26 protein-coding genes are annotated in these 25,241 nt (G+C 30.8%); all 26 read left to right on the top strand.

The features are described 5' to 3' along the window. Positions 1 to 6 precede the first annotated feature (6 nt). The 26 genes from CD56_RS07025 (at position 7) to xseA (ending at position 25,232) form a co-directional block, all read left to right on the top strand. On the top strand, positions 7 to 819 hold the full coding sequence (locus CD56_RS07025; RefSeq protein WP_047208631.1) for a cytolethal distending toxin subunit A/C: 813 nt from the start codon (positions 7 to 9) through the stop codon (positions 817 to 819). Then, positions 816 to 1,619: a cytolethal distending toxin subunit B family protein gene (locus CD56_RS07020; protein WP_047208630.1), complete on the top strand. Its 804-nt coding sequence runs from the start codon at positions 816 to 818 to the stop codon at positions 1,617 to 1,619. The genes CD56_RS07025 and CD56_RS07020 overlap by 4 nt, the downstream gene beginning before the upstream one ends. 9 nt (positions 1,620 to 1,628) lie before the next feature. Continuing rightward, positions 1,629 to 2,201 carry an RICIN domain-containing protein gene (locus tag CD56_RS07015; RefSeq protein ID WP_047208629.1) on the top strand — a complete coding sequence of 191 codons (573 nt, stop codon included), beginning with the start codon at positions 1,629 to 1,631 and terminating at the stop codon, positions 2,199 to 2,201. Positions 2,202 to 2,279: 78 nt separating this feature from the next. Continuing rightward, a complete protein-coding gene (gene lpxB, locus CD56_RS07010) occupies positions 2,280 to 3,377 on the top strand; it encodes a lipid-A-disaccharide synthase (RefSeq protein WP_047208628.1) in 1,098 nt (365 codons plus the stop codon). A gap of 9 nt (positions 3,378 to 3,386) precedes the next feature. Beyond that, positions 3,387 to 3,872, top strand: a complete 486-nt coding sequence (greA, locus tag CD56_RS07005) for a transcription elongation factor GreA (RefSeq protein ID WP_039619215.1) — start codon at positions 3,387 to 3,389, stop codon at positions 3,870 to 3,872. 3 nt (positions 3,873 to 3,875) lie between these two features. Continuing rightward, positions 3,876 to 4,604, top strand: a complete 729-nt coding sequence (locus CD56_RS07000; RefSeq protein WP_080956342.1) for a UDP-2,3-diacylglucosamine diphosphatase — start codon at positions 3,876 to 3,878, stop codon at positions 4,602 to 4,604. Continuing rightward, a complete protein-coding gene (locus CD56_RS06995) occupies positions 4,604 to 5,557 on the top strand; it encodes a chemotaxis protein (RefSeq protein ID WP_047208627.1) in 954 nt (317 codons plus the stop codon). Before CD56_RS07000 ends, CD56_RS06995 begins: the two co-directional genes overlap by 1 nt. Positions 5,558 to 5,559: 2 nt before the next feature. Then, a complete protein-coding gene (locus CD56_RS06990) occupies positions 5,560 to 7,866 on the top strand; it encodes a hybrid sensor histidine kinase/response regulator (protein WP_047208626.1) in 2,307 nt (768 codons plus the stop codon). A gap of 4 nt (positions 7,867 to 7,870) precedes the next feature. Then, positions 7,871 to 8,389, top strand: coding sequence for a chemotaxis protein CheW (locus tag CD56_RS06985; protein ID WP_039619209.1), 519 nt, complete (start codon positions 7,871 to 7,873; stop codon positions 8,387 to 8,389). Then, entirely contained in the window at positions 8,389 to 9,015 is a 627-nt protein-coding gene (gene serB / locus CD56_RS06980) for a phosphoserine phosphatase SerB (RefSeq protein WP_047208625.1), read from the top strand. The genes CD56_RS06985 and serB overlap by 1 nt, the downstream gene beginning before the upstream one ends. Then, complete coding sequence (locus CD56_RS06975) at positions 9,012 to 9,983, top strand: transaldolase (protein WP_047208624.1); 972 nt, start codon at positions 9,012 to 9,014, stop codon at positions 9,981 to 9,983. The genes serB and CD56_RS06975 overlap by 4 nt, the downstream gene beginning before the upstream one ends. A gap of 46 nt (positions 9,984 to 10,029) precedes the next feature. Next, positions 10,030 to 10,566, top strand: a complete 537-nt coding sequence (locus CD56_RS06970) for a 50S ribosomal protein L25/general stress protein Ctc (protein ID WP_039619203.1) — start codon at positions 10,030 to 10,032, stop codon at positions 10,564 to 10,566. A gap of 1 nt (position 10,567) precedes the next feature. Next, positions 10,568 to 11,107 (top strand): aminoacyl-tRNA hydrolase, encoded by a 540-nt coding sequence (gene pth, locus CD56_RS06965; protein ID WP_039619201.1) that lies wholly within the window; start codon positions 10,568 to 10,570, stop codon positions 11,105 to 11,107. 3 nt (positions 11,108 to 11,110) lie between these two features. After that, positions 11,111 to 12,172 carry an LptF/LptG family permease gene (locus CD56_RS06960; RefSeq protein ID WP_047208623.1) on the top strand — a complete coding sequence of 354 codons (1,062 nt, stop codon included), beginning with the start codon at positions 11,111 to 11,113 and terminating at the stop codon, positions 12,170 to 12,172. Positions 12,173 to 12,189: 17 nt separating this feature from the next. Then, positions 12,190 to 13,395 carry a diaminopimelate decarboxylase gene (lysA, locus tag CD56_RS06955; RefSeq protein ID WP_047208622.1) on the top strand — a complete coding sequence of 402 codons (1,206 nt, stop codon included), beginning with the start codon at positions 12,190 to 12,192 and terminating at the stop codon, positions 13,393 to 13,395. A 1-nt stretch (position 13,396) separates the two neighbouring features. Then, positions 13,397 to 14,158 (top strand): HAD-IIA family hydrolase, encoded by a 762-nt coding sequence (locus CD56_RS06950; RefSeq protein WP_047208621.1) that lies wholly within the window; start codon positions 13,397 to 13,399, stop codon positions 14,156 to 14,158. Beyond that, positions 14,155 to 15,228, top strand: coding sequence for a prephenate dehydratase (gene pheA / locus CD56_RS06945; RefSeq protein WP_047208620.1), 1,074 nt, complete (start codon positions 14,155 to 14,157; stop codon positions 15,226 to 15,228). The genes CD56_RS06950 and pheA overlap by 4 nt, the downstream gene beginning before the upstream one ends. Next, complete coding sequence (gene hisC, locus CD56_RS06940; protein WP_047208619.1) at positions 15,218 to 16,309, top strand: histidinol-phosphate transaminase; 1,092 nt, start codon at positions 15,218 to 15,220, stop codon at positions 16,307 to 16,309. The genes pheA and hisC overlap by 11 nt, the downstream gene beginning before the upstream one ends. 14 nt (positions 16,310 to 16,323) lie before the next feature. Continuing rightward, on the top strand, positions 16,324 to 18,009 hold the full coding sequence (fliF, locus tag CD56_RS06935; protein ID WP_039619193.1) for a flagellar basal-body MS-ring/collar protein FliF: 1,686 nt from the start codon (positions 16,324 to 16,326) through the stop codon (positions 18,007 to 18,009). Next, positions 18,009 to 19,037, top strand: coding sequence for a flagellar motor switch protein FliG (gene fliG, locus CD56_RS06930; RefSeq protein WP_039619192.1), 1,029 nt, complete (start codon positions 18,009 to 18,011; stop codon positions 19,035 to 19,037). Before fliF ends, fliG begins: the two co-directional genes overlap by 1 nt. Before the next feature lie 4 nt (positions 19,038 to 19,041). Continuing rightward, positions 19,042 to 19,857 carry a flagellar assembly protein FliH gene (gene fliH, locus CD56_RS06925; protein WP_039619191.1) on the top strand — a complete coding sequence of 272 codons (816 nt, stop codon included), beginning with the start codon at positions 19,042 to 19,044 and terminating at the stop codon, positions 19,855 to 19,857. Then, positions 19,854 to 21,683 (top strand): 1-deoxy-D-xylulose-5-phosphate synthase, encoded by a 1,830-nt coding sequence (gene dxs / locus CD56_RS06920; protein WP_047208618.1) that lies wholly within the window; start codon positions 19,854 to 19,856, stop codon positions 21,681 to 21,683. The genes fliH and dxs overlap by 4 nt, the downstream gene beginning before the upstream one ends. An 80-nt stretch (positions 21,684 to 21,763) precedes the next feature. Then, positions 21,764 to 22,177, top strand: a complete 414-nt coding sequence (gene perR, locus CD56_RS06915) for a peroxide-responsive transcriptional repressor PerR (RefSeq protein ID WP_047208617.1) — start codon at positions 21,764 to 21,766, stop codon at positions 22,175 to 22,177. 1 nt (position 22,178) lies between these two features. Further along, on the top strand, positions 22,179 to 23,363 hold the full coding sequence (locus CD56_RS06910) for a CYTH domain-containing protein (protein WP_144411998.1): 1,185 nt from the start codon (positions 22,179 to 22,181) through the stop codon (positions 23,361 to 23,363). A 7-nt stretch (positions 23,364 to 23,370) separates the two neighbouring features. Continuing rightward, the gene (ubiE, locus tag CD56_RS06905; protein WP_047208615.1) at positions 23,371 to 24,072 is read left to right on the top strand and encodes a bifunctional demethylmenaquinone methyltransferase/2-methoxy-6-polyprenyl-1,4-benzoquinol methylase UbiE; all 702 of its coding nucleotides are present in this window, start codon (positions 23,371 to 23,373) and stop codon (positions 24,070 to 24,072) included. Further along, positions 24,069 to 25,232: an exodeoxyribonuclease VII large subunit gene (xseA, locus tag CD56_RS06900; protein ID WP_047208614.1), complete on the top strand. Its 1,164-nt coding sequence runs from the start codon at positions 24,069 to 24,071 to the stop codon at positions 25,230 to 25,232. Before ubiE ends, xseA begins: the two co-directional genes overlap by 4 nt. The last annotated feature ends 9 nt before the right edge of the window (positions 25,233 to 25,241 follow it).

The raw sequence follows: 25,241 nt of genomic DNA, 5'->3' as shown, positions 1-25,241 counted from the left end.
GGAAAAATGCAAAAAATTAAATTCATAATGATATTTAGTGCATTTGTAGCTTTTTTTATTGGATGTTCTTCTAAAGAGCAATTAAACCCTTTAGGACGTTCTTTGGGTGATGTAAATGATATTGATCCTTTAAAAATAGGTAAAAATCCAACGCCACCTGCCAAGCAAAAAACACCAGCTTTAATAGAAGGTAAGCATTTTCCTGCTATACCGCTTGTACCACCAATAGTTACTACAAATACTTTTAAAGGGGATAATCCCGTAAAAGGACCCTTGCCAAGGTTAACTTCGGATAATAAATTTACTTCAAATGCTTTGTATGAAAATTCAGGCATTGCGAGTGATTTTGTAACTATCATGAATCCAAATGGTGCTGCGCTAACTGTTTGGGCGTTAAATCCAGGCAATTGGATATGGGGTTATAATTTATTTGATAGCAAACCTTTTGGTGATGCAAGAGTGTGGCAACTCATTGAATTTCCTAATAATAAAGTCATGATTAAAAACGCAAAAACTAACACTTGTTTAAATGCTTATGGAAATGGCATTGTGCATTATCCTTGTGATCAAAGTAATTTTGCACAATATTGGGGTCTTTTTCCTATGAGTAATGGTGCTTATCAAATTCAAAATTATGCTACTCAACAATGTATACAAACAACGGTTGGAAATGTAATGGAGGAGTTTTATTTTAACTATTATAGTATTTATTTGACACCTTGTTTGAAATCAAAAGAAAAAAATTTAGATAGACAATGGAGTATAAGTGCGCCTGCTTTTCAAACAAGATCACCTTATGTTGAAGGAGGGGTATTTTGAAAAAGATAATATTTTTAATTTTAGGTTTTAATTTATTGTTTGGAGCTTTAGAAAATTATAATAGCGGCACTTGGAATTTACAAGGCTCATCAGCTTCTACTGAAAGTAAATGGAATATTAGTATTAGACAGCTTGTAACGGGTGCTAATCCTATGGATATTTTGGCTGTTCAAGAAGCAGGAGTTTTGCCAAGTACAGCCATAATGACTCCAAGACAAGTTCAACCTGTGGGAGTTGGAATTCCTATACATGAGTATGAGTGGAATTTGGGCTCATCAAGTCGTCCAAATTCTGTTTTTATATATTATTCAAGAGTGGATGTTGGAGCAAATCGTGTAAATATGGCTATAGTAAGTAGAGTGCAAGCTGATGAGGTTTTTGTTTTACCGCCTCCAACTGTTGCCTCAAGACCTATTATAGGAATTCGCATAGGAAATGACGCGTTTTTTAGCATACATGCTTTAGCAAGTGGGGGTAATGATGGTGGAGCTATTGTGAGCGCTGTGGATCAATTTTTTAGAAATAGACCAGAGATTAATTGGATGATTTTGGGTGATTTTAATAGAGAATCAGGAGCTTTGGTTTCTTTACTTGATCCAGATTTAAGAGCGCGTACACGAGTGATCCCTCCAAATACTAATACTCAAACTAGCGGAAGGATTATTGACTATGCTATCACAGGAAATTCCAATACAGCTTCTTTGTACAATCCACCGCCAATTATTGCTCTTTTAGCTGTAGCAGGACTTAGGACTTTTTTAGCTTCTGATCATTTTCCTGTGAATTTTAGAAGACCTTAGGAGTAAATGATGAAAAAAATTTGTATTTTATTTTTTATGGTTTTGAGTTTTTTAAGGGCTGAGGTTAGTTTAGATGAATTAGAAGATTTTACACCTATGTTTGCCATAAGATCTTTAGAAACAGGAATTTCACTAAGTCCTTTTAGGTATAGTTCTGAAATATTAGAAGAGCAAAATTGGTTTTTAAAAGAAATAATACTTAGCGATGAGTTAAAAGAAAAAGATAGATATGCCGTGCAACGCCCTTTTGGTTATGTGCAGTTTATAAACCCTAGAGGTGCTGATGTGTGTTTGGCTGTTTTGGATGAAAAAACTTTTGGAACAAAATCTTGCAAGCAAGATTTACAAGATGGACAAATGCAAACGGTTTTTTCTATCATGCCTACGACAAGTTCTGCTGTGCAAATTAGATCTTTAACGCATGGAGGGGTAAAATGTATGAGTACTTTTTATGAAGCACATGTGCCTATAGAAAATCGCTTTGGCTTAGATGATTGTACTGTAAATCCTTCTGTGCCTATAGAATTAAAAGAATTATTTTTCTTTGCTCCTGCTATCGTTGAAGCAACTCCGCTTTATTAAACTAAACCCGCTTTGCGGGTTTAAACTCTAAGTTAAAATTTGTTAAAATGTCTTTTAAAATTGATATAAGGTAGGTTAATGAAAACCTTTTTAGTTTGTGCCTTAGAGCCTTCAGCAAATTTGCATTTAAAAGAAGTTTTAAAAGCTTATAAAAATGAATATAAAGAATTTGATTTAGTAGGAATTTATGATGAGAGTTTATGTAAAGAATTTAGTCTAAATTCCAAGCCACTTTATAGCTCACATGAGTTTAGCGCTATGGGTTTTATAGAGGTTTTGCCACTCATTTTAAAAGCTAAAAAAGCTATAAAAGAGCTAGTAAATTTAAGTCTTACTCAAAAAATTGATGCGATTTTATGTATAGATTCACCTGCTTTTAACATACCTTTTGCAAAGGCTTTAAAAAAAGCAAATTCCAAAGCAAAAAGAATTTATTATATCTTACCTCAAGTTTGGGCATGGAAAAAAGGTCGCATACCTATCATAGAAAGTCATTTTGATGTGCTAGCTTCTATCTTGCCTTTTGATAGCGAGTTTTTTAGCAAAAGCACTTATGTGGGTCATCCACTTTTAGATGAGATAAAAGAATTTAAAAATCAAGAAGATGTAAAAAATATACTTTCAAAAAAAGATGATGAAAAAACAATCGCTTTCTTACCAGGCTCAAGAAAAAGTGAAATAAAACGTTTAATGCCTATTTTTAGAGAATTAAGCACTAAATTTAAAGGTAAAAAAATCCTTTGTGTGCCAGAGTTTAATTTAAAAAGACTAGAACTTTATGGAGATATAAATGGCTTTGAAATTCAAAGCAATACCCCAAAAGTGCTTAAAAATGCTGATTTTGCTTTTATTTGTAGTGGTACAGCTACACTTGAAGCAGCTTTGGTCGGCACGCCTTTTGTGCTTGCTTATAAGGCTAAAGCTATTGATGTATTTATCGCAAGATGTTTTGTAAAACTCAAACACATAGGCCTTGCAAATATCTTTTTAGATTTTGCAGGAAAAAGCGAGCTTAATCCTGAATTTTTACAAGAGCAAGTGAATGTGGAAAATTTGTATCAAGCTTATCTTAAATACGATTATAAGGCATTTTTTGATAAAGTAGATTTTTTAAAAGAATATTTGCAATTTGCAAGTGCAAAAAATTTAGCTAAAATACTTTATGAAATCAAATAAGGATAAATCATGCAAAAAGAACCTATGAGTAAATATGGCTATGAGAAATTAGAAAAAGAATTAGAACATTTAAAAAAAGTTGAACGCCCAAAAGTAGTAGAAGAAATAGACATAGCAAGAAGCCATGGAGATTTAAAAGAAAATGCAGAATATCACGCAGCTAGAGAAAAACAAGCTTTTATAGAAGGTAAGATAGCTGAACTTGGGGATTTGATCTCAAGAGCGCAAATCATCGATCCATCTTCTTATGAACATGATAGTGTGAAATTTGGCTCAACTGTTGTGGTGGAAGATTTAGAAAGTGAAAAGCAAAGCACTTATACTTTGGTAGGGGTAAATGAAGGAAATTTAGAAAAAGGTTATATTTCCATTAGCTCGCCTATTGCTAAAGCAATGCTTGGTAAAAAAGAGGGTGATGATTTTAAAGTGCGTTTACCAAAAGGCGAGAGTGAATTTGAAATCATTTCTATAGAATACAAAGCTTTGGAATTTTAATTTTTGCAAAAAATAATTATAAAAGAAAATGCTATTTTCATCGCTGATGCGCATGAAAATGAGAATAGGCGTGGTTTTTGGGAGTTTTTACAAGCCTTAAAAGATAAAAAAATTCAAGCCCCGCAGCTTTTTTTAATGGGTGATATTTTTGATCTTTTAATTTATGAAGTAAAAGCTACTCATGGTTTTGCAAAAGCTTATATAGACTTACTTGAAGAGCTTGCTGATGAAATTGAAATCATTTATTTAGAAGGTAATCATGATTTTAATTTGGCTAAATTTTTTAAAAAAGTGAAGGTTTTTAGTATAAAACAGCAACCTTTACTTTGCGAATTTCAAGATAAAACCTTAGTAAAATTAGCCCATGGAGATATTTTTTTAAAACCTTTTTTGCAATTTTGCTTAAAAAGTTTAAGAAATCATTGTCTGCTATTTTTTTTAAATTTTTTAAATATTATTAATAAAGAAAAAATAACTCAAAAAATTCTAAAAAATCAAAACAAAAAACAACTTATTAGAAAAATTCCTCATTTTTCTACCTTGATAAAAGAGCGTTTAAAGCACTATAATATAGGTTTTGTGATAGAAGGTCATTATCATCAAGACGTGTTTTTAGAATACGAAAATATAAAATATTTAAATTTAGCTACTTTTGCATACAAGGAAAGTTTTTTTGTAGTAAAATATGAGCCAGAAATCAGATTTCACAAAATAGAACTTAAGGAGGCATAATGTTTGATGAGAATGTCGTTAAAACAGGTTCAAATGAAATGGAACTTGTTGATTTTCGCATCTTTAAGCAAGGCCACGATAAAGTCTATGAGGGAATTTATGGTGTAAATGTTTCTAAGGTTAGAGAAATCATTAAAATTCCTTTTTTGACTGAAATTCCGGGAGTACCTGACTATGTGGAAGGTATTTTTGATCTTCGTGGTGTGGTGATTCCTGTAATCAACCTAGCAAAATGGATGCAAATTCAAGAACCAGAAATGACAAATATAAAACCTAGGGTAATCATTACTGAATTTAGTAATGTTTTAATTGGTTTTATTGTGCATGAAGCAAAAAGAATTCGTAGAATAAATTGGAAAAATATAGAACCAGCTACTTTTGCAACAAGTGCAGGAAGTTTAGATAAGGGTAAAATTACCGGTGTGACTAAAATCGAAGGAGATGAGGTTTTACTTATCCTAGATTTAGAAAGCATAGTGCAAGAGCTTGGAATTTATACTCCACAAACTGATATTGAAGATGATAAAATCCAAAAAATCGAAGGTATGGCTTTAGCGCTTGATGATAGCTCTACTGCAAGAAAACTTGTAAAAGATATTCTGAATAAAATCGGGTTAAAAGTTGTTGAAGCAAAAGACGGTGTTGAAGGCTTACAAAAACTAGAAGAGCTTTACAATGCTTATGGTACTGATTTAAGAAAGCATCTAAAAATCATCGTAAGCGATGTTGAAATGCCACAAATGGATGGCTTCCACTTTGCAGCTAAAGTAAGAGATGATGAGAGATTTAAAAATATTCCTATCGTGTTTAACTCTTCTTTATCAAATGAATTTATGAGTGATAAAGGTGTTAAAGAAGCAGGTGGCGATGGATATTTAGTTAAATTTAACGCAAGTGATTTCTTTGCTGAAATTTCTCGTGTTATTAAAAAACATGAAAAAGGTGAGGAGTAAAAATGGAAGATATTCAAGAAATACTTGAGGATTTTTTAGTTGAAGCCTTTGAATTAGTCGAGCAAATTGACCATGATTTGGTTGAATTAGAAGCAAATCCTGAAGACTTAGAACTATTAAATAGAATTTTCCGTGTTGCGCACACTGTTAAAGGTTCATCAAGCTTTTTGAATTTTGATGTTTTAACAAAACTTACTCATCACATGGAAGATGTTTTAAATAAAGCAAGACATAATGAGCTTAAAATTACTCCTGAAGTAATGGATGTCGTTTTAGAGTCTATTGATATGATGAAAACCTTGTTAAATTCTATCAGAGATAATGGAAATGATACAGCAATAGGACTTGACATAGCTCCAATTTGTGCAAGATTAACTGCTATTTCAGAAGGTGAAAGCTTAGAGTCTGTTGTGCCGACTAAAGTTGAAGAGCCAAAAGAAGAAGTAAAAGAAGAACCAAAAACTGAAGAGCCTGAAGTTGATGTTAATAAGCTTAGCGATGATGAGGTTGAAGCTGAAATTGAAAGACTTTTAAAAGTAAGAAAAGCTGAAGATCAAGCAAGACGTGCTGAAAAGAAAAAAACACAGGAAGCAAACCCAGCTTCAAGTAAACCAGCCGCTCAAGCCCAAAATGCAACTGCTGAGAAAAAAGTTCCTGCAGCAGGTGGTGGAAGTAGTGGTGCGAATATGGATCAAACCATTAGGGTTGAAGTTAAAAGACTTGACCATCTGATGAACTTAATTGGTGAGTTAGTACTAGGTAAAAACCGCTTGTTGAAAATTTATGATGATGTTGAAGAAAGATATGATGGAGAAAAATTCTTAGAAGAATTAAATCAAGTTGTTTCTCAACTTAGTATTGTCACTACAGATATTCAGTTAGCAGTTATGAAGACAAGAATGCAGCCTATTGCAAAAGTATTTAACAAATTCCCAAGGGTTGTACGTGATTTGGGTCGTGAGCTTGGTAAGCAAATGGAGCTTGAAATTTCAGGGGAAGAAACTGAACTTGATAAGTCTATTGTGGAGGAAATCGGCGATCCTATTATGCACATGATTAGAAACTCATGTGATCATGGTATAGAAGATCCAGCAACGCGTGTGGCTAATGGTAAACCAGAAAAAGGAACGGTTAATCTTAAAGCATACAATGAAGGAAACCACATTGTGGTAGAGATTGCTGATGATGGTAAAGGGCTTGATGCTGATGTATTAAAAGCAAAAGCTATGGAGAAAAATCTAATCACAGAACGCGAAGCTGATCAAATGAGCGATAAAGAAGCGTTTGCTTTGATTTTCAAACCAGGTTTTTCAACTGCGAAAAAAATTACTAATGTTTCAGGTCGTGGCGTTGGAATGGACGTTGTTAAAACTAATATTGAAAAATTAAATGGTGTGATTGAAATCGACAGTGAACTTGGAAAAGGCACTGTGATGAAACTTAAAATCCCACTTACCTTGGCGATTATTCAATCATTGCTTGTGGGTACACAAGAAGAGTTTTATGCTATTCCTCTTGCAAGTGTTCTTGAGACAGTTAGAGTGCCAATTGATGATATTTATACTATTGAAGGTAAAAATGTACTACGCTTAAGAGATGAGGTTTTATCTTTAGTAAGACTTTCAGATGTATTTGGTGTAAAACAAGTGCTTGAAAATACTGATCAAACTTATGTCGTTGTTATCGGCGTAGCAGAAAGTAAGCTTGGTATTATAGTAGATACTTTAGTGGGTCAAGAAGAGATTGTTATTAAATCTATGGGTGAGTATTTACAAAACATTCAAGGTATAGCAGGAGCAACTATTCGTGGTGATGGTAGAGTTACTTTGATTATTGATGTTGCTGCTATGATGGATATAGCTAAAGAAATCAAAGTAGATATTAAAGCGCAAATTGAATCACAATCTAAAAAGACTGCTAAAGAAAAACCAAGTGATTATACAGTGCTTATAGTGGATGATTCTAAAATGGATAGAAATATCATGCAAAAATCACTAGAACCACTAGGTGTGAGTATTGTAGAGGCAACTAATGGTGTGGAAGCTTTAAATATGATCAAATCAGGCGAACATGATATTGATGCAGTCTTGATTGATATTGAGATGCCAAGAATGGATGGTTATACCCTAGCAGGTGAAATTAGAAAGTATTCTAAATATAAAAACCTTCCACTTGTTGCAGTAACTTCAAGAACTAGTAAATCAGACCGCTTAAGAGGTGTGGAAGTAGGAATGACTGAGTATATTACTAAGCCTTACTCTCCAGAGTACTTAGAAAATGTAGTTAGAAAAAATTTAAAACTAGGATAAGAAGATGAATGATAAATTAAGCCAGGTTTTGCAAAAACAACAAGCACAAATTGCAGAACCTGATGTAGATAAAGAAGAGGATATTATTCAGCTTGTTGGTTTTGTGGTTGGAGATGAGGAATATGCTATTCCTATTCTTAATATCCAAGAAATTATTAAACCTATAGAATATACTAGGGTTCCAAGTGTGCCTGATTATGTTTTAGGTGTGTTTAATATGAGGGGTAATGTTATGCCTTTGATTGATCTTGCAAAAAGATTTAATCAAGGTAGTTCTAAAATGACACCTCAAACTAGATATATTGTTTTAAAAGGTATGGCAAATGGCAATCAAACTCCTGCAGGTAATGCGGGTTTTGTGATAGATAGATTAACAGAGGCTATTAAAATTCACAGAAGCAGGATTGATCCACCACCTGAAACTTTATTAAAAGAAAAAGGTATGATTTTTGGTATAGGTAAAAGAGAAGAAAATATCTTGACTATATTAAAAGCTGAAGCTTTATTAAAGCGTGAGTTTTAATGATAAAGCTTTGTGCCTTTGACTTTGATTCTACGCTAATGGATGGAGAAACCATCGATATTTTAGCGCAAGACTATAATGTTGGTGATGCTGTAAAAGCAATCACCAACAAAGCAATGAATGGTGAGCTTGATTTTTTTGAAAGCTTGAGTGCTAGAGTAGCCTTGCTTGAGGGAATGCCTATTGATCAAGTAAGAAAATGCTGTGAAAATTTACCTTTGATGAATGGTGCTAAAGAATTATGCGAGTATTTAAAAAATAAAAACATAAAAATAATTGTTTTTAGCGGTGGATTTCATGAAGGAATTGACTTAATACAAGATAAACTTCATTTTGATTTTGGTTTTGCTAACTTTTTGCATAGTAAAAATGGTATGTTAACAGGAAAAGTTGGCGGAGAAATTATGTTCAATAACTCAAAAGGTATTATACTACAAAGACTTAAGAAATTTTTAAATTTAAAAACAGAAGAAATTATGTGTGTGGGTGATGGAGCTAATGATATTTCTATGTTTAAAGAGTGTGGATTAAAAATAGCTTTTTGTGCCAAAGAAATTTTAAGATCCCATGCAGATATTTGTATAGATAAAAAAGATTTAAAAGAAATAATAAAGGTAATACAATGAAAAAATTTTCACTATGGTGTGATTTTATAGAAAATGAATTTTTAGATCATGAATTTTTAGATTTAATATACTCAAGAACAATCAACGGTGCTACTTCAAATCCTGCTATTTTTAAAAATGCGATTTTAAATTCAGCTATTTATAAAGAAAAAATCAAAAAATCAAATCTTAAAGATAAAAAAGCTTTATATGAGTATCTTGCGGTAGAAGATATAGCTAAGGCCGCAGATAAATTAGCTATTAATTATTATGAAAATAATGATGGTTTTATTAGTATTGAAATTGACCCAAGATTAAAAGATAATACTAGTTTATCTTTAGCCGAGGCAAAAAGATTATACACGCAAATTTCAAAAGAAAATGTAATGATGAAAATTCCTGCCACGGAAGCTTCTTATGAAGTAATGCAAGAATTAATGAAAAATGGTATTAGTGTCAATGCGACTTTGATTTTTGATTTTGAGCAAACTAAAAAATGCTTTGAAGCTTTAAATTTGGGTTTAAAAGAATTTAGAAAAAATAATATCGCAATCAAAAAAGAACCTCAAGCAGTTATTAGTATTTTTGTAAGTCGTTTTGATAGATTATTAAATAATCAAGTTTTAGATAAAAATTATATAGGAATTCTCACTGCAACTAAGGCTTATAATTATATCGTTAAACAAAATGAAGCAAATATTAGAGCTTTATTTGCAAGTACGGGTGTTAAAGGTGATGATTTAGAAAAAGATTATTATGTTAAAGAATTACTCTATGATAAAGCTATTAATACTGCACCGCTAGATGCTATCAAAGCATTTAAAGGTAAGCAAATTGTGTTTAAAGAGCCTTTAAAAGATGAGTGTATAGAGAAAAAATTGAATGCAAATATTTCAAAAGATACTTTAAGCAAAGCTTGTAAAGATTTACTTGATGATGGTTTAGAGCAATTTTGCATAGCTTATGAAGATATTTTAAAATCTTTATAAACTTATTTAGCTATAATTAGCGTTTATTTTTTTAGAAAGGAAACAGATGTTAGAAGGTATCGTTAGAGAGAGTATCGGTAGAAAAGCTGCTAAAGCTTTAAAAAGAGATGGTTATCTAATCGCAAACATCTACGGAAAAGGATTAGAAAACATCAATGCTGCTTTTAAAGTAAATGAATTTATTAAAGAAGTACGCAAAAAAACTACTTTAGCTTTTGATGTAAAAGTAGCAGACAAAGTATTAAATGTTGTGGTAGTTGATTATCAAAAAGATCCTGTAACTGCAGAATTAAAACACGTAGATTTAAAAGTAGCACAAAAAGGTGTTGTTTCTAAATATATGGTTCCTGTAAAAATCGTAGGAACGGCTATGGGTCTTAAAAATAAAGGTGTTTTAATCCAATCAAAAAGAAGATTGAAAGTAAAATGTGCAGCTGAAAACTTACCAAATTATTTTGAATTAGATGTAACTAAACTTGATGTTGGTGATGCACTTTTAATCCGCGATGTAGTTGTACCTGAGGGTGTAACTATGGTTGATGCTGATAGAGTAGCTGTAGTTGGCGTAGAAAAAGCAAGATAAAATGACCTTAGTCGTAGGACTTGGTAATATAGGAGAACAATACGCCCAAACCCGTCATAATGTAGGGTTTATGCTAATTGACTTGATTTTGAAAGACTTGCAAACAACAAAGCTTTCAAATGCTAAATTTAAAGGAGAGCTTTTTAAAAGCTCTTCTACTCTTTTTTTAAAACCTTCCACTTATATGAATTTATCCGGAGAAAGCGTAAAAGCTGTTAGTGAATACTATAAATGTGATAGAATTATTGTAATCCATGATGATATAGATTTAAATTTAGGTGCTTTGAAATTTAAAATAGGTGGATCAAGTGGTGGACATAATGGACTTAAAAGTATAGATAATCTTTGTGGTAATACTTATGAGAGAGTACGTATAGGAGTAGGAAAAGGACAAGATGTAATTTCTCATGTTTTGGGGAAATTTAAACAAGAAGAGCAAGAAAGTTTAACTAAGGTTTTAGAACATAGTAAAAAAGCCTTATTTGAGCTTTTAAATTCTGATATAGAAAAAATCGCTTCAAAATATTCTTTAAAAAGTTAAACGATGAGTATATTTTTTCGCTATATTTCATCTTTGTATTTAAAATCATTTTTTATTTTATTTTTTTCTTTGACTTTTTTCTTTGTAGCGATTGATTTTTTGCTCAATTTCAATAGACTACCAAAAAGTGCAAATTTAGAGCTTTTGTATATATTTTTTTTAACATGCTCAGCAGCTTCTTATATACTACCTTTAGCTATAGTCCTTGCTTTGGTTTTATGTATTTTTAATATGATACGTTCGAATGAATTTGTTAGCTTGTATGCTTTGGGTTTAAGTAAAAATCAAGTGATTTTTTATCCTTTTTTATGGGCTATGTTTTTTTGTTGTGTTTATGTTGGACTTAATTTTAGCTCCTTTGCTTATGCAGATGAATATAAAAGTAATATTCTTAAGCGTGGCGTTGTAGATAGAGAGGGCGGGGAAGTTTTGATTAAATATAATGATAAATTTATTTATATACAAAAAACAAGTTCTCAAACCCTATATAATGTAAAAATCTTTGATGTAAAAAATTTAGATATTCAAAGCATAATCCACGCAAAAACTGCTAAATTTAATGGAGATTCTTGGGATTTAAATGATGCCAAGGCTACTAATATACCGCAAAATTTGATTGTTTCAAAAGAGGGTTTAAGTATAGAAGAATTTAAAAATATTAAAGGTTTAGAAGACTTTTCTCCAAAAATTTTAGAAAGAATTTCTTTAGTAGAGAGTAATCCTTCTTATTCTATTTTAGACGCACTAGAAAGTATGGTGATTTTTGCAAAACAAAATATTTCTACTAATACACTTAGAACAAGTTTATATTCTTTAATTCTTACACCATTTTTTGCCCCATTTTTGATGCTTATTGTGTATTATTATTTTCCTTTAACTGCAAGATTTTTTAATCTTGCACTTTTAGCTTTTGTGTTTTTTGTGTGCATACTTTTAGTTTGGGGTTTATTGTTTTTATTAACAAGATTGAGCGAAAATGAAATTTTACTTCCAGAGCTTGGTATAATGCTACCAGTATTTATTTTAATGAGTATAGGAAGTTTTTATTATTTTAAACACAAATAACTACAAGTGAGGTTTTTATGGATTATTTAAAACTAGCAAAAGAATATAACACACCATTTTATATTTATGATTTTGATAAAATCAAAGAACGTTTTACAATGTTAAAAGATGCATTTAAAGCAAGAAAATCACAAATTTTTTATGCAGTTAAAGCAAATTCTAATTTAAGTGTTTTAAAACTTTTAGCTTCTTTAGATAGTGGGTTTGATTGTGTTAGCGCAGGCGAGATTTATAGAGCTTTAAAAGCAGGAGCTAAAAATTATAAAATTATTTTTAGCGGGGTAGGTAAAAGTGCTGATGAGTTAAAATATGCTTTAGAACAAAACATACTTTATGTAAATTTAGAAAGCTATGAAGAAATGCTTCTTTTAGAACAAATTGCTAAAGAAAATCAAAAGATAGCTCGTATAAGCATAAGAGTAAATCCAAATGTAGATGCTAAAACACATCCTTATATTTCTACAGGTTTGCATGAAAATAAATTTGGTGTAGATATAGAAAGTGCTAAAAAAATGTATCTTTATGCTAAAAACTCACAATTTTTAGAGCCAGTTGGTGTGCATTTTCACATAGGCTCTCAAATTCTTGATATAAGCAGTATTCATGAAGCTTCAGTGATTGTTGCAAAATTAGTAAAAGAACTTTTAGCTTTGAAAATTAATATTAAATTCTTTGATATAGGCGGGGGTTTAGGAGTTTGTTATAAAGATGAACAAGAGCCAAATTTATATGATTATGCTCAAGGAATTTTAGCAAGTTTACAAGGTCTTGATGTGTGTATAGGTATGGAACCTGGTAGATTTTTAGTGGCAAATGCAGGTGAGTTTGTTACTAAAGTTTTATATGAAAAATTTAATGATAAAAAGCGTTTTGTGGTTGTTGATGGGGCGATGAATGATTTATTGCGTCCAAGTTTATATAGTGCTTATCATGAAATCAAGCTTTTGAGCAAAAATAAAGAAGAAAGCCTTTGTGATATTGTTGGTGGGGTTTGTGAAAGTGGAGATTTTTTAGCTAAAGATAGAAAACTAGCTAAAACAAAAGCAGGAGATTTGATCATAGTTAAAAGCGCAGGTGCATATGGTTTTAGCATGAGTAGTAATTATAATACTCGCAATAGAGTATGTGAGCTAGCTTGTGAAAATGGTAAGGTAAGAATGATTAGAAAAAGAGAAAGTTATGAGGATCAAATTGCTTTAGAGCTTGATTTTTTAAAGGATTGAAATGTTGTTTTTAGATGTGCAGGGAACTTTGATTTCAGATTATGATAAAAGTCCTATAAATGGTGCTTTAGAACTCATTAAATCTTTAAATAAAGAAAAAATTCCTTATGTGATTATCACTAATAATACCAAAAAATTAGATTTTTTAAATTATTTGCAAAATTTGGGTTTTGAAATTAATGAAAAAGTTTATATCGATCCTTTTTGTGTTTTAAAAGATCATTTAAAGCCTTGTAAAATAGCAGCTTTTGGAGCAAAAGAATTTTTAGATTCACTTCAAGAGTTAGGTTATGAGCTTGATTATAAAGATCCAAAAGCATTTTTACTAGCAAGTTATGATGATTTTAAATTTCAAGATTTTGCTAGTATGATAGAGTATCTTAAAAATGGTGTGCAAGCTATAGCAATGCATGAAAGTAGTATTTATAAGAAAAATTCAAGGCTTTATCCAGGCGTTGGAAGTATTATGTCTATGCTTAAAAATGCATGCGAGTTTGATTATAAAGTGATAGGAAAACCTAGCAAGGCTTTTTATGAAAGTGCTTTAAATTTATTAAAACAACAAGATTGTAATGTGAGTTTTGAAAAGACTTTGATTATTAGTGATGATTTTAAAGGTGATTTGCTTGGTGCTTATGAGCTTGGCATGCAAACAGCCTTGGTTTTAAGCGGTAAAATTTCTAACACTCAAGGTCTTGATACAACTAAACTTAATTTTGTATATGATAGTATTAAGGATTACTACATATCGAGGTTTAAATGAAAGAGATAGAAAAATTACGCAATAAAATCGATACTATCGATGATAAAATTTTGGCTTTACTTAATGAAAGAATGCTTCATGTTAAAGATATAGGAGTTATTAAGCAAAATTTAGGTGGGAGTATTTATAGACCTGAGCGCGAAAGAGCTATTATAAATAGACTTAAAAATTATAATCATGGTTTATTAGATCAAAATGCAATCGAAGCAATTTACCAAGAAATTTTTGCTGTATCAAGAAATTTAGAAATGCCTCAAAGTATAGCTTATTTAGGCCCTGAGGGAAGTTATACGCATCAAGTAGCAAGAACGCGTTTTGGTGCTATGAGTCGTTATACTCCACTTGCAAATATAGAAGATGTTTTTAAAGAATTAGCTCACAAAGAAGCAAAATATGGAGTAGTACCTATAGAAAATAATACAGCAGGTGCAGTGGGTGTGACGCTTGATTGTCTTGGAAAATATGAAGATGTAAAGATTTTTGCTGAAATTTATATGGATATTCATCATTCTTTTGTAAGTATGAGTGAAAATTTAAAAGATATTAAACGCATATATTCTCATCCACAAGGCTATAACCAATGTAGAAATTTTTTAGAAAGTCATGATTTAAGTGAAGTAGAATTTGTAGCAAGCAAATCCACAGCTCATGCGGCTTACTTAGCTTCGCAAGATGTCACTTCAGCTGCGATTTGCTCTAAGATTGCGGCAAAACTTTATAATGTACCTATATTATTTGAAACGATTGAAGATAATTTGGCAAATCGTACTAGGTTTTTGATTTTAAGTGATGTAAAAATACCTCAAATGCCTCATTGTAAAACTTCTATTTTAGCACTTGCTGCACACAAACCAGGCGGGCTTAGTGATTTATTATATGAGTTTAAAAAAGAGGGGATAAATTTAACAAAACTTGAATCACGCCCTATAAAAACAAGAGAATTTGTGCATAGTTTTTATATAGATTTTGAAGGACATATTGATGATGAAAATGTCCAAAGAGTATTAAAAAAAGCCGAGCATATAAAATGGCTTGGATCATATTTATCAGGAGAAAGCAATGAAATTTAATCCTTTTTTAGAAGCTATTAAAACTTATGAAAGTGGTAAGGATATGGATTTAATTGCTAAAGAATATGGTTTAAAAGAAGTTATTAAATTAGCGAGTAATGAAAATCCTTATGGTACAAGTAAAAAAGCTAAAGAAGCCATCATAAATAATGCACATTTAGCTCATTTGTATCCTGATGATACTATGAGTGAATTAAAACAAGCCCTAGCGCAAAAATATGATATTTTAAAAGAAAATCTCATCATAGGTGGTGGGAGTGATCAAATCATAGAATATATAGTACATGCAAAACTTGATCATTCTAAGGCTTATTTGCAATGTGGGGTTAGTTTTGCTATGTATGAAATTTATGCAAAACAACTAGGAGTTAAGGTTTATAAAACCCCAAGTTTAACCCATGATTTAAATGAGTTGTATGAGTTATATCAAAAGCATAAAAATGAAATCAAAGTGATCTTTTTATGCTTACCCAATAATCCTTTAGGTGAGTGTTTAGACGCAAGTGCGGTTTTTGAGTTTTTAGAAAAAATTGATGAAGATTGTTTGGTGGCCATTGATGGAGCTTATAATGAATTTGCTTCATTTAAAGATAGCAAAAAGCATATTAATCCTAAAGAATTAATCCATAAATTTCAAAATGCAGTATATCTAGGAACCTTTTCTAAGCTTTATGGTTTGGGTGGTATGAGAGTGGGTTATGGTATAGCTTGCAAGGAAATTATCAATGTATTTTATAAATTAAGAGCACCTTTTAATGTGACTAATTTGAGTTTAAAAGCTGCTGTTGCTGCATTAGATGATGATGAGTTTGTGCAAAAAACTTTGAAAAATAATTTTTCACAAATGAAACTTTATGAAGATTTTGCTAAAAATTATAAAATTCGATACATTCCAAGCTATACAAATTTTATTACTTATTTTTTTGATGAAAAAAATAGCACAGATTTATCTGAAAAACTGCTTAAAAACGGTATAATAATAAGAAATTTACAAAGTTATGGTTTAAATGCTGTGCGTATAAGTATAGGTACAGAGTATGAAAATTCAAGGTTTTTTGAAGAGTTTTCTAAAAATTTTTAGTTTGTAGGAAATAAATGGATTATAAAACTATACTGCACCAAGTAGGTCAGCTTTATCAAAATTTAAGTTTAAGACAGCGTATTATCATTGCTGCTTCTATTGTTGTTGTAGTTGGATTTTTAGTATTTTTAACCCTTTTTAGAAGCGGCTCTACAGTAGCTAGCGAGGCTGGATATTCAGTATTATTTGAAAATGCTAATACTAGCGACTCAGCGATGATAGTAACTCAACTTGAAAAAAGTGGGGTTCCTTATATTTTGCGCGATGAGGGAACTATTTTAGTTCCTAATGAACAAGTATATAAACAGCGTTTAGCTATTGCTTCAGCAGGGTTATTGCCAAAAGATAATAAAGTAGGTTTTGAGCTTTTTGATAAACAAGAATTTGGAGCTACAGAAGCTGAACAAAAGGTAAAATATCAAAGAGCATTAGAAGGTGAGCTTGCTAGAACGATTGAAAGTTTAGAGCCTATCCATAGTGCCACAGTGCATATTGCTTTTGCTAAAGATACACTTTTTACTCAACAACAAGTTCCACCAACTGCTTCGGTAGCTTTGACGATAAAAGATGGTTTAAAGCTTAATAAAAAGCAAATTATGGGGATTAAAAACTTAATTGCTTCTTCAGTAACAAAACTTACCCCTGAAAATGTAAAAATCATGGATCAAAAAGGTATTCCTTTAGATGATGAAGGTGCTTTTGAGAGCGATTTAATCGCAGCACAAATTAAATATAAAAGAGATCAAGAATACGAATTAGAGCAAAAAATTGTTGCTTCCATTGCTCCATTTGCAGGTGGTTATGATAGGGTAGTAGCAAAGGTTAGTATTGATTATGATTTTTCTAAAGAAGAATCACAAAGTGAAGTGTATGATCCAAACACAGTCGTGCGTAGTGAGCAAACCTTAGAAGAGCATAGAGAAGGCTATAAAGATAAAGAAATTCAAGGTGTACCAGGCGCTGTTTCAAACATCGGTCCTGTAGAAGGCTTAGATGATAAAGGCGCGCGCGAGGTTTATACTAAAAACCAAACCACTACTAATAATGAAATTTCTAAAAAAATCACCAATACCACGAAGCAATTTGCAACCGTTAAAAGAATTTCTGCGGCCGTTGTAGTAGATGGAAAATACAAAGTAATTACCGATGATCAAGGAAATATCACAAACGAATACATTCCTTTGAGTGATAAAGAAATTCAAGCTATCGAAAATCTCACTAAAGGCGCTATAGGTTTTAATCTTGCTAGAGGTGATGCGGTTGAAGTAAATAATTTGGAATTTCATAGAACAGTTAAAGTTGAAAATAAGGTTCAAACTTTCTATTCAAGATTTATTGAACCATTTATTCCACCTGTTAAGTATGTCTTTGCAGCGATTTTACTTTTCATCTTTTATAAAAAGGTTATTGTGCCATTTTCACAAAAAATGCTTGCAGATATCAAGCTTGAAGAAGAGATGGAAGGTAAAGATGGACAAGTTATTGATGATGCTGAAGATGCTATTGAAAAATTCAATGCTGCGCGTAAGAAAGTTGAAGAACAACTTGGTTTCGGAGATAATTTTGATGAAGATGCACTTCAATATGATGTTTTACTTGAAAAATTAAGAGCAGTGGCTAATGAAAAAGGTGAAGAAGTGGCATTATTGTTACAAAAACTTGTTGAAAATGAAGCTGAATTTGGTGAGAAGGATATCTGATGATAAAGCTTAGTGAAGAACAAAAAATGGTCTATGATGACCTTTCTATGCCAGAAAAGGTCGCAATTTTTTTAATTCAACTTGGAGAAGATGTAACAACAGTTTTATTTTCTCATATGGATATTAATGTCATCACTGAAATTTCTCGCTATATTGCTTTAGCAAAAAATGTTGACAAACCAGTTGCTACTGCAGTGCTTGAGGAATTTTATACTTTATTACAATCAAACCAGTATCTAAAAAGTGGTGGTTTGGAATATGCAAAAGAAATTTTATTTAGAACTTTTGGTCCTGAAATCGCCAATAAAATTTTGGAAAAACTTACCAAAAGTATGGAAAATAACCAAAATTTTGCTTATCTTTCTCAAATTAAACCACAACAGCTTGCTGACTTTATCATTAAAGAACACCCTCAAACCATAGCTTTAATTTTAGCTCATATGGATACTACTCAAGCGGCTGAAACTTTGGAATATTTTAGTGATGAATTAAGAGCTGAGGTTGTAATAAGAATGGCAAATCTTGGAGATATTTCACCTTCAATCATCAAAAGAGTATCTGCAGTGCTTGAAAGCAAACTTGAAAGTCTTACTTCTTATAAGGTTGAAGTGGGTGGTCCAAGAGCGGTTGCTGAAGTGCTTAATCGCTTGGGTCAAAAAGCCTCTAAAACAACGCTTTCTTATATTGAGCAAAGTGATGAAAAACTTGCTACAACCATTAAAGATTTAATGTTTACCTTTGATGATATTTCTCAACTTAGCACTAATGCGATTAGAGAAGTTTTAAAAGCTGCTGATAAGCGTGATTTGATGATAGGTTTAAAAGGTGCAAGCGAGGATTTAAAACAAAAATTCATGTCCAATATGTCTACGCGTGCTGCTGAAGCCTTTGTAGAAGAAATGGGATTTTTGGGTGCTGTGCGTGTAAAAGATGTTGAAGAGGCTCAAAGAAAAGTTGTAGAAGTGGTGCAAAAACTTGCAGAACAAGGTCTTATCCAAGTGGGTGAGGCTGATGAGATGATAGAGTAAGATTATGGCTAAATTAACCAATGTAATTTCACCTGAAAACATTTCTGCTCATGTAGTTGAGGGTTATCATTTTAAAGTTATGAGCGAAATGTCTTCTAATGAGGAACAAAAACAAGAAGAAACTCAAACTATAAATCAAGTCTCTCCTGTCCAAAATACAACTCAACAAGCAGTAGAAAATCAAACAGTAGAAACTATCCCACAAGCCCCACAACCACAAATCCAACCTGATTTTGTGGAAGATTTACTTAAAAAAACTGATGAAATGTCAGGAAATATCATTAAGTTACAAATGCAAATAGAAAGTCAAGAAGCTGAATTTAACAATCGCTTAAATGCAGAATTAGAGCATGCAAAAGAAAAATTTACCAAAGAAGGTTATGAGCAAGCTCAAAAAAATTTTGAAAGTGAATTAGAAGCTTTAAAAGAAAAATACTTAAAAAGTGTAGAAAAGCTTGAAAATACAGTACAAAATTTAAATGAGTTTTTATCTAAAAATGAAAAAGAATTAGCTGATACTGCTGTGATTATAGCAAAAGAGGTGATTGCAAAAGAACTTGAGGAAAATTCTTCACTTATAGCTTTAAATTTGGCAAAAGAACTTATGAGTGAGCTTAAAAATGCTACTAAGATAGAATTAAAGCTAAATCCTGATGATTTTGAGTATGTAAAAACACATTTACAAGAGCAAAGTAATATCAAATTTAGTCTTGATGATGCGATTAATAAGGGGAGTATTTTAATATTAAGTGATGCAGGCAATATAGAGTCAAACCTTAATAATCGTTTGCAAAAAATCAAAAATATGGTTAATGAATGATAGATTTAAATAACTTAAATATTAAAAATATGCAAATTAAAGAGCTAGAAAATTTAGCTAATAATTTGCGTGAAGTTATTATAGATACAGTAAGTAAAAATGGTGGACATTTAAGCTCTAATTTAGGGGTTGTAGAACTTAGCATAGGAATGCATTATGTTTTTAATGCACAAAAAGATCCTTTTATTTTTGATGTTTCACATCAATCTTATCCGCATAAGCTTTTAAGTGGTAAAATAAATAATTTTCACACTCTAAGACAGTTTAATGGTTTAAGTGGCTATACCAAGCCTGATGAGGGGGATTATTTTGTAGCAGGACATTCAAGTACTTCTATATCTTTAGCGGTTGGAGCTTGCAAGGCTATAAGATTAAAAAAAGAAGACCGCTTGCCTGTTGTATTAATAGGTGATGGAGCGCTAAGTGCGGGTATGGCATATGAAGCCTTAAATGAGCTTGGTGATAGAGAATATCCTTGTGTGATCATTTTAAATGATAATGAAATGAGTATTTCAAGGCCAATTGGGGCTATTTCAAAATACCTTTCTCAAGCAATGGCAACGCAGTTTTATCAAAAATTTAAAAAACGCATAGAAAATCTTTTAGAATACTTTCCTCAAGGTGCTTCTTATATGGCAAAGCGTTTTGAAGAGGGTTTAAGACTTATTACACCTGGACTTTTGTTTGAAGAACTAGGGCTTGAATATATTGGACCTATTGACGGACATAATTTAAATGAAGTTATTAATGCATTAAATCAAGCAAAAGCTATAAATAAACCTTGCGTTGTGCATGCGCAAACTATCAAAGGCAAAGGCTATGCATTAGCTGAGGGAAAAAATGCTAAATGGCATGGGGTAGGTGCTTTTGATAGAAGTAGCGGGGAGAGTTTAAAAGCAAATGTAAGCAAAAAAAGCGCTACAGAAATTTTTTCAAATACACTTTTAAATTTAGCTCAAAAATATGAAAATATAGTGGGTGTAACTGCTGCTATGCCAAGTGGAACTGGACTTGATAAATTAATGGAAAAATATCCTGAACGCTTTTGGGATGTTGCAATTGCAGAACAACATGCAGTTACTTCTATGGCGGCTATGGCCAAAGAAGGTTTTAAACCTTTTATAGCAATTTATAGTACTTTTATGCAAAGGGCGTATGATCAAGTAATTCATGATTGTGCTATTATGAATTTAAACGTAGTTATAGCTATGGATAGAGCAGGAATTGTAGGAGAAGATGGAGAGACACATCAGGGTGTTTTTGATGTTAGTTTTTTAAGTGCTATTCCAAACGTTACTCTAGTGGCTCCAAGAGATGAGGCTATGATGGAAAAAATCATGGAATATGCTTATTTTCATCAAGGTGTTTTTGCTTTTCGTTACCCTAGGGGTAATTTTTTATTAGATGATGATTTTAAACCATGCGAAATAAAACTTGCAAAAGCTCAGATTTTATCTAAAACACAAAGCGATAAAGTGTTTTTAGGTTTTGGTCAAGGTGTAGCTAAGGCAAAATTAGTTTTAGATAAACTTGGTTTAGATTATGCGAGCTTAATAGATTTGATTTTTGCAAAACCTTTAGATGAAGAGCTTTTAAAAGAATTAGCAAAAGACACAAAAGCTTGGTTTGTTTTTTCAGATAGTGTTAAGATAGGCGGGGTGGGAAGTTTAATTGCAAATTTTTTACAAAAAGAAAAACTTTGTCATATAAAACTAGTAAGTTTTGAATTTGAAGATCAATTCATAACTCACGGTAAAACAAATGAAGTGGAGAAATTTTTAGAGCTTGATATTGATTCTTTATGTAAAAAAATCAAAAGTTATTAAAGGATAAAAAATATCTTTTAATATAATTATTTTTTTATAATAAAAGCGTTATACTATTAAAAAATATTGGAGAATTTATTATGGAACTTATTCAAATGCTTAAAAATTGTGATTTAAAAGCTACTCCACAAAGACTTTGTATTTTGAAAATTTTAAAACGCCATGAACATCCTAATATTGAATCTTTATATGAAAGTATTAAGGAAGAGTATCCTTCTATTTCATTGGCTACGGTATATAAAAATTTAAACACCTTAAAAGAGCAAGGTTTGGTGGTAGAAATTAACACTCCAAATCAAAAAACTTGTTATGATATTTATGAATATCCACATATTCATGTAGTTTGTAGTAAGTGTAATCATATAGAAGATGTGTGTTATGAAGATAGTGGGCTTAATAAATACCAAGAAGAACTCGAGAAAAAAATCGGTAATATTATTGATTATCTTGGTGTTTTTGCCCATGTAAATGGTTGTAAAGCTTGTAAAAAATAAAATGGTTTGTGAAGTCCAAAGACGCTTTTTACTCAAAAATGATGACTTTATAAAAATTTTAAAAGAAGAAAAAATTGCTTATTCTAAGGATAAAATACGCGTTTTTTTTACGCGTATAAGTCCTTTTTGTGATATTAAATATAAAAAAATCAATCAAAGTTATCATCAATTTTCACTTTATAAACTACACGATATTATAGATAAAAAAACTCATAAACTCTCTAAAAAAGAATTTAAATGCCAAAGTAAAAATGCTATAGGGGGTATCATTAAAAAAACTAGAATTAGTTTTGAGATTAATGGTATTTGGTTTTTTCTTTATAAATTTAAAAATAATTTGCAAGATTTAATTATTTTAAAAGTTATTTTTTCTACTTTTGAACAAGCAAGATGTTTTAATTTACCCCATTTTTTACAAAGCTATAAAGAAATCACAGATGATGAAAATTTTTATAGTAAAAATTTAGCATTATATGGAGATTTTTCAAAGACCTTTGATAGTGTAAAATGTATTAAAATTTTAGACAAGCAAGAAGACATTAGTTTGTATTTTCCAAGTCAAATTCAAAGTTTTGAAGCGGGTAAAATTTTACTTTTTGTGCTTTTAAAAAGATTAAAAAATGATAGATTAAATTTTTTACAAAAATTGACTTTTGAAAGTTTAGAGCAATTTTTTATAAGCCTTAGGCAAATTTGTATCTTCTTTGAGTTTTTCAGTGCTCTTTTTGAAAAAAGTATTCAAAATAAGCTTCAAAATTATATTTTAAATTTAGAAAAACAAGTATATGGCGATAAAAATTATAAATTTGAATTAGAAAAGTATATTTTTATTTTAAGTGATGAAAAAATTAACAACGTTTTTCTTGATATGGATTTTATTTTAAAGAATGATTGTGATTTTTATCAAGGGGAAGAAAATAAAATTTTAAAGTCTCAAGTAGCTTTTAAACTAAGAAAAGAATTAGTTTTTTTAAAGAAAAAAATTGTAAAATCTCAAAGAAATCTTGAAGAAGAAATAGAAAGAATAAAATTTTTATTATGCTATTTTACAACTATGTTTGAAGAAAAAAGTATTGAAAAACTAAAAAATTATTTTGAATATAATCATTTAGAGCAAATTTCATATGATGAAAATATAATAAAACAAATTGAAAAAAGCATTAAAAAATTGAAAATATATAGTTAGGAAACACATGCAAAAACAAGAAAAAATAGTTAAAATGTTTGATGATATAGCGCCAACTTATGATAAAGCTAATAGAATTTTAAGTTTTGGAAGTGATGTGAGTTGGAGAAAAAAAGCTTGTTTGGATGTTTTTAAATTTTCTAATAATGAACTTGATATTATTGATGTAGCTTGTGGTACGGGCGATATGATTATAGAATGGCAAAATCAAGCCTTAAGGGCAAATAAAAATATCATTAGCATAAAAGGGGTTGATCCAAGTGCGGGTATGCTTGAAGTGGCTAAGAAAAAAATCCCTGATGCGACTTTTGTGCAAGCAAAAGCACAAGAACTTCCACTTGAAAATGAAAGTGCAGACATCATAAGTATAAGTTATGGTATACGCAATGTGGTAGATAGAAAAGAAGCTATAAAAGAATTTGCAAGAGTGTTAAAAAAGAATGGAATTTTACTTGTACTTGAATTTGCTAAAAGAGAGCAGGGTGGTTTTATAGCTGCTTGTAGAGATTTTTACTTAAAAAATATTTTGCCAAAAGTGGGTGGATTTATCAGTAAAAATTATAGTGCTTATGAGTATTTACCAAATTCTATAGAAGATTTTTTAAGCAAAGAAGAATTTATTAAAGAATTGAGTGGGCATTTTGAAATGCTAGAGTATAAAAGCTTTAGTTTTGGTGTTTGCTCTATGTTTATTGCAAGAAAAAAATGAAAGTTTCAGAACTTAATTTAAAGGCTAAAAGTTTATTAGAATTTCATCTTGATGATATAGAGCTTAGTGGGGAAATTTCTAAAATTACCATTCATAGTTCAGGGCATTGGTATTTTGATTTAAAAGATGAAAAATCAAGCATAGCTTGTGTGATGTTTAAAGGCTTTAATCAATTTGTTCAAGCTAAACCTAAGGTTGGTGATATGCTCGATCTTAGAGGTTATGTGAGTTTATATGAAGCAAGTGGTAGGTATCAATTTATCGCTAAAAGTATGCAAAAAACAAGCCTTGGGGATTTAGAAGCTAAATTTTTAGCCCTAAAAGAAAAGCTTGAAAAAGAAGGCTTGTTTGATACAAATGTTAAAAAAAGCATTGTTAAATTTCCTAAAAAAATAGGCATAATCACTTCTTTTACTTCAGCAGCTTTGCAAGATATGCTAAAGCTAATTTCACAAAAGGAATACAATCTTTGTAAAATAACTATTTTTAATGCTCTCACTCAAGGACAAAGTGCTCCAAATTCTTTGATAAATGCTTTAAAAAAAGCTGATGAGTATAATTTAGATGCGATTATTTTAGCAAGAGGTGGCGGGAGTAGAGAGGATTTGTTTTGTTTTAATGATGAAGAACTTGCAAGATGTATTTTTTCTTTAAAAACACCTGTTGTTTCTGCTATTGGACATGAGATTGATTATGTTATTAGTGATTTTGTAGCAGATTTAAGAGCACCAACTCCAAGTGCGGCTATTGACATGATTTTTCCAAATAAACTCAGCTTAGAACAAGGACTTGATGAGCTTGCTATGCGTTTTAAAAACCAAATGTTAAATCATCTTAAGTTTTATCAAAACAAAATTGATCACTTGCAAAATTTAGCCAAAGCTAAATCTTTAGAAAATGCTTTTTTTCTTAGAAAACAAAAACTTGATTTTTTACAAAGTCAACTAAAGAGCGTTTTAAATTTAAAATTATTAAATTATGAAAACAAGCTTGATAATTTTGAGGAACTTTTAACTCAACATAAAAATTTCTTTGATAAAAGTAAAAATTTGATAAATTTACAAAAAGATGGCAAAAATATCTCTCTAGAAAAACTAAAAAAGGGAGATATTATAAAACTTTGCTCAATAAATGAGAGCAAAGAAGCCCAAATACTATAAAAAGGAGAC

The organism is Campylobacter lari (assembly GCF_001017575.1).
Taxonomy (GTDB): domain Bacteria; phylum Campylobacterota; class Campylobacteria; order Campylobacterales; family Campylobacteraceae; genus Campylobacter_D; species Campylobacter_D lari_C.
Note: the sequence above shows the minus strand (reverse complement) of the source record. Positions and strands in the feature narration are given on the sequence as shown.

Excerpts from the sequence above, each read along its gene's own strand:
- CD56_RS06995 (WP_047208627.1), top strand. The coding sequence starts at position 4,604 with ATGTTTGATGAGAATGTCGTTAAAACAGGTTCAAATGAAATGGAACTT.
- fliG (WP_039619192.1), top strand. The coding sequence starts at position 18,009 with ATGATAAAGCTTAGTGAAGAACAAAAAATGGTCTATGATGACCTTTCT.
- CD56_RS06990 (WP_047208626.1), top strand. The coding sequence starts at position 5,560 with ATGGAAGATATTCAAGAAATACTTGAGGATTTTTTAGTTGAAGCCTTT.
- perR (WP_047208617.1), top strand. The coding sequence starts at position 21,764 with ATGGAACTTATTCAAATGCTTAAAAATTGTGATTTAAAAGCTACTCCA.
- serB (WP_047208625.1), top strand. The coding sequence starts at position 8,389 with ATGATAAAGCTTTGTGCCTTTGACTTTGATTCTACGCTAATGGATGGA.
- greA (WP_039619215.1), top strand. The coding sequence starts at position 3,387 with ATGCAAAAAGAACCTATGAGTAAATATGGCTATGAGAAATTAGAAAAA.
- dxs (WP_047208618.1), top strand. The coding sequence starts at position 19,854 with ATGATAGATTTAAATAACTTAAATATTAAAAATATGCAAATTAAAGAG.
- lpxB (WP_047208628.1), top strand. The coding sequence starts at position 2,280 with ATGAAAACCTTTTTAGTTTGTGCCTTAGAGCCTTCAGCAAATTTGCAT.
- pheA (WP_047208620.1), top strand. The coding sequence starts at position 14,155 with ATGAAAGAGATAGAAAAATTACGCAATAAAATCGATACTATCGATGAT.
- CD56_RS07025 (WP_047208631.1), top strand. The coding sequence starts at position 7 with ATGCAAAAAATTAAATTCATAATGATATTTAGTGCATTTGTAGCTTTT.
- CD56_RS06985 (WP_039619209.1), top strand. The coding sequence starts at position 7,871 with ATGAATGATAAATTAAGCCAGGTTTTGCAAAAACAACAAGCACAAATT.
- CD56_RS06910 (WP_144411998.1), top strand. The coding sequence starts at position 22,179 with ATGGTTTGTGAAGTCCAAAGACGCTTTTTACTCAAAAATGATGACTTT.
- lysA (WP_047208622.1), top strand. The coding sequence starts at position 12,190 with ATGGATTATTTAAAACTAGCAAAAGAATATAACACACCATTTTATATT.
- CD56_RS06970 (WP_039619203.1), top strand. The coding sequence starts at position 10,030 with ATGTTAGAAGGTATCGTTAGAGAGAGTATCGGTAGAAAAGCTGCTAAA.
- fliH (WP_039619191.1), top strand. The coding sequence starts at position 19,042 with ATGGCTAAATTAACCAATGTAATTTCACCTGAAAACATTTCTGCTCAT.
- hisC (WP_047208619.1), top strand. The coding sequence starts at position 15,218 with ATGAAATTTAATCCTTTTTTAGAAGCTATTAAAACTTATGAAAGTGGT.
- CD56_RS06960 (WP_047208623.1), top strand. The coding sequence starts at position 11,111 with ATGAGTATATTTTTTCGCTATATTTCATCTTTGTATTTAAAATCATTT.
- xseA (WP_047208614.1), top strand. The coding sequence starts at position 24,069 with ATGAAAGTTTCAGAACTTAATTTAAAGGCTAAAAGTTTATTAGAATTT.
- CD56_RS07015 (WP_047208629.1), top strand. The coding sequence starts at position 1,629 with ATGAAAAAAATTTGTATTTTATTTTTTATGGTTTTGAGTTTTTTAAGG.
- ubiE (WP_047208615.1), top strand. The coding sequence starts at position 23,371 with ATGCAAAAACAAGAAAAAATAGTTAAAATGTTTGATGATATAGCGCCA.
- pth (WP_039619201.1), top strand. The coding sequence starts at position 10,568 with ATGACCTTAGTCGTAGGACTTGGTAATATAGGAGAACAATACGCCCAA.
- CD56_RS06975 (WP_047208624.1), top strand. The coding sequence starts at position 9,012 with ATGAAAAAATTTTCACTATGGTGTGATTTTATAGAAAATGAATTTTTA.
- CD56_RS06950 (WP_047208621.1), top strand. The coding sequence starts at position 13,397 with ATGTTGTTTTTAGATGTGCAGGGAACTTTGATTTCAGATTATGATAAA.
- fliF (WP_039619193.1), top strand. The coding sequence starts at position 16,324 with ATGGATTATAAAACTATACTGCACCAAGTAGGTCAGCTTTATCAAAAT.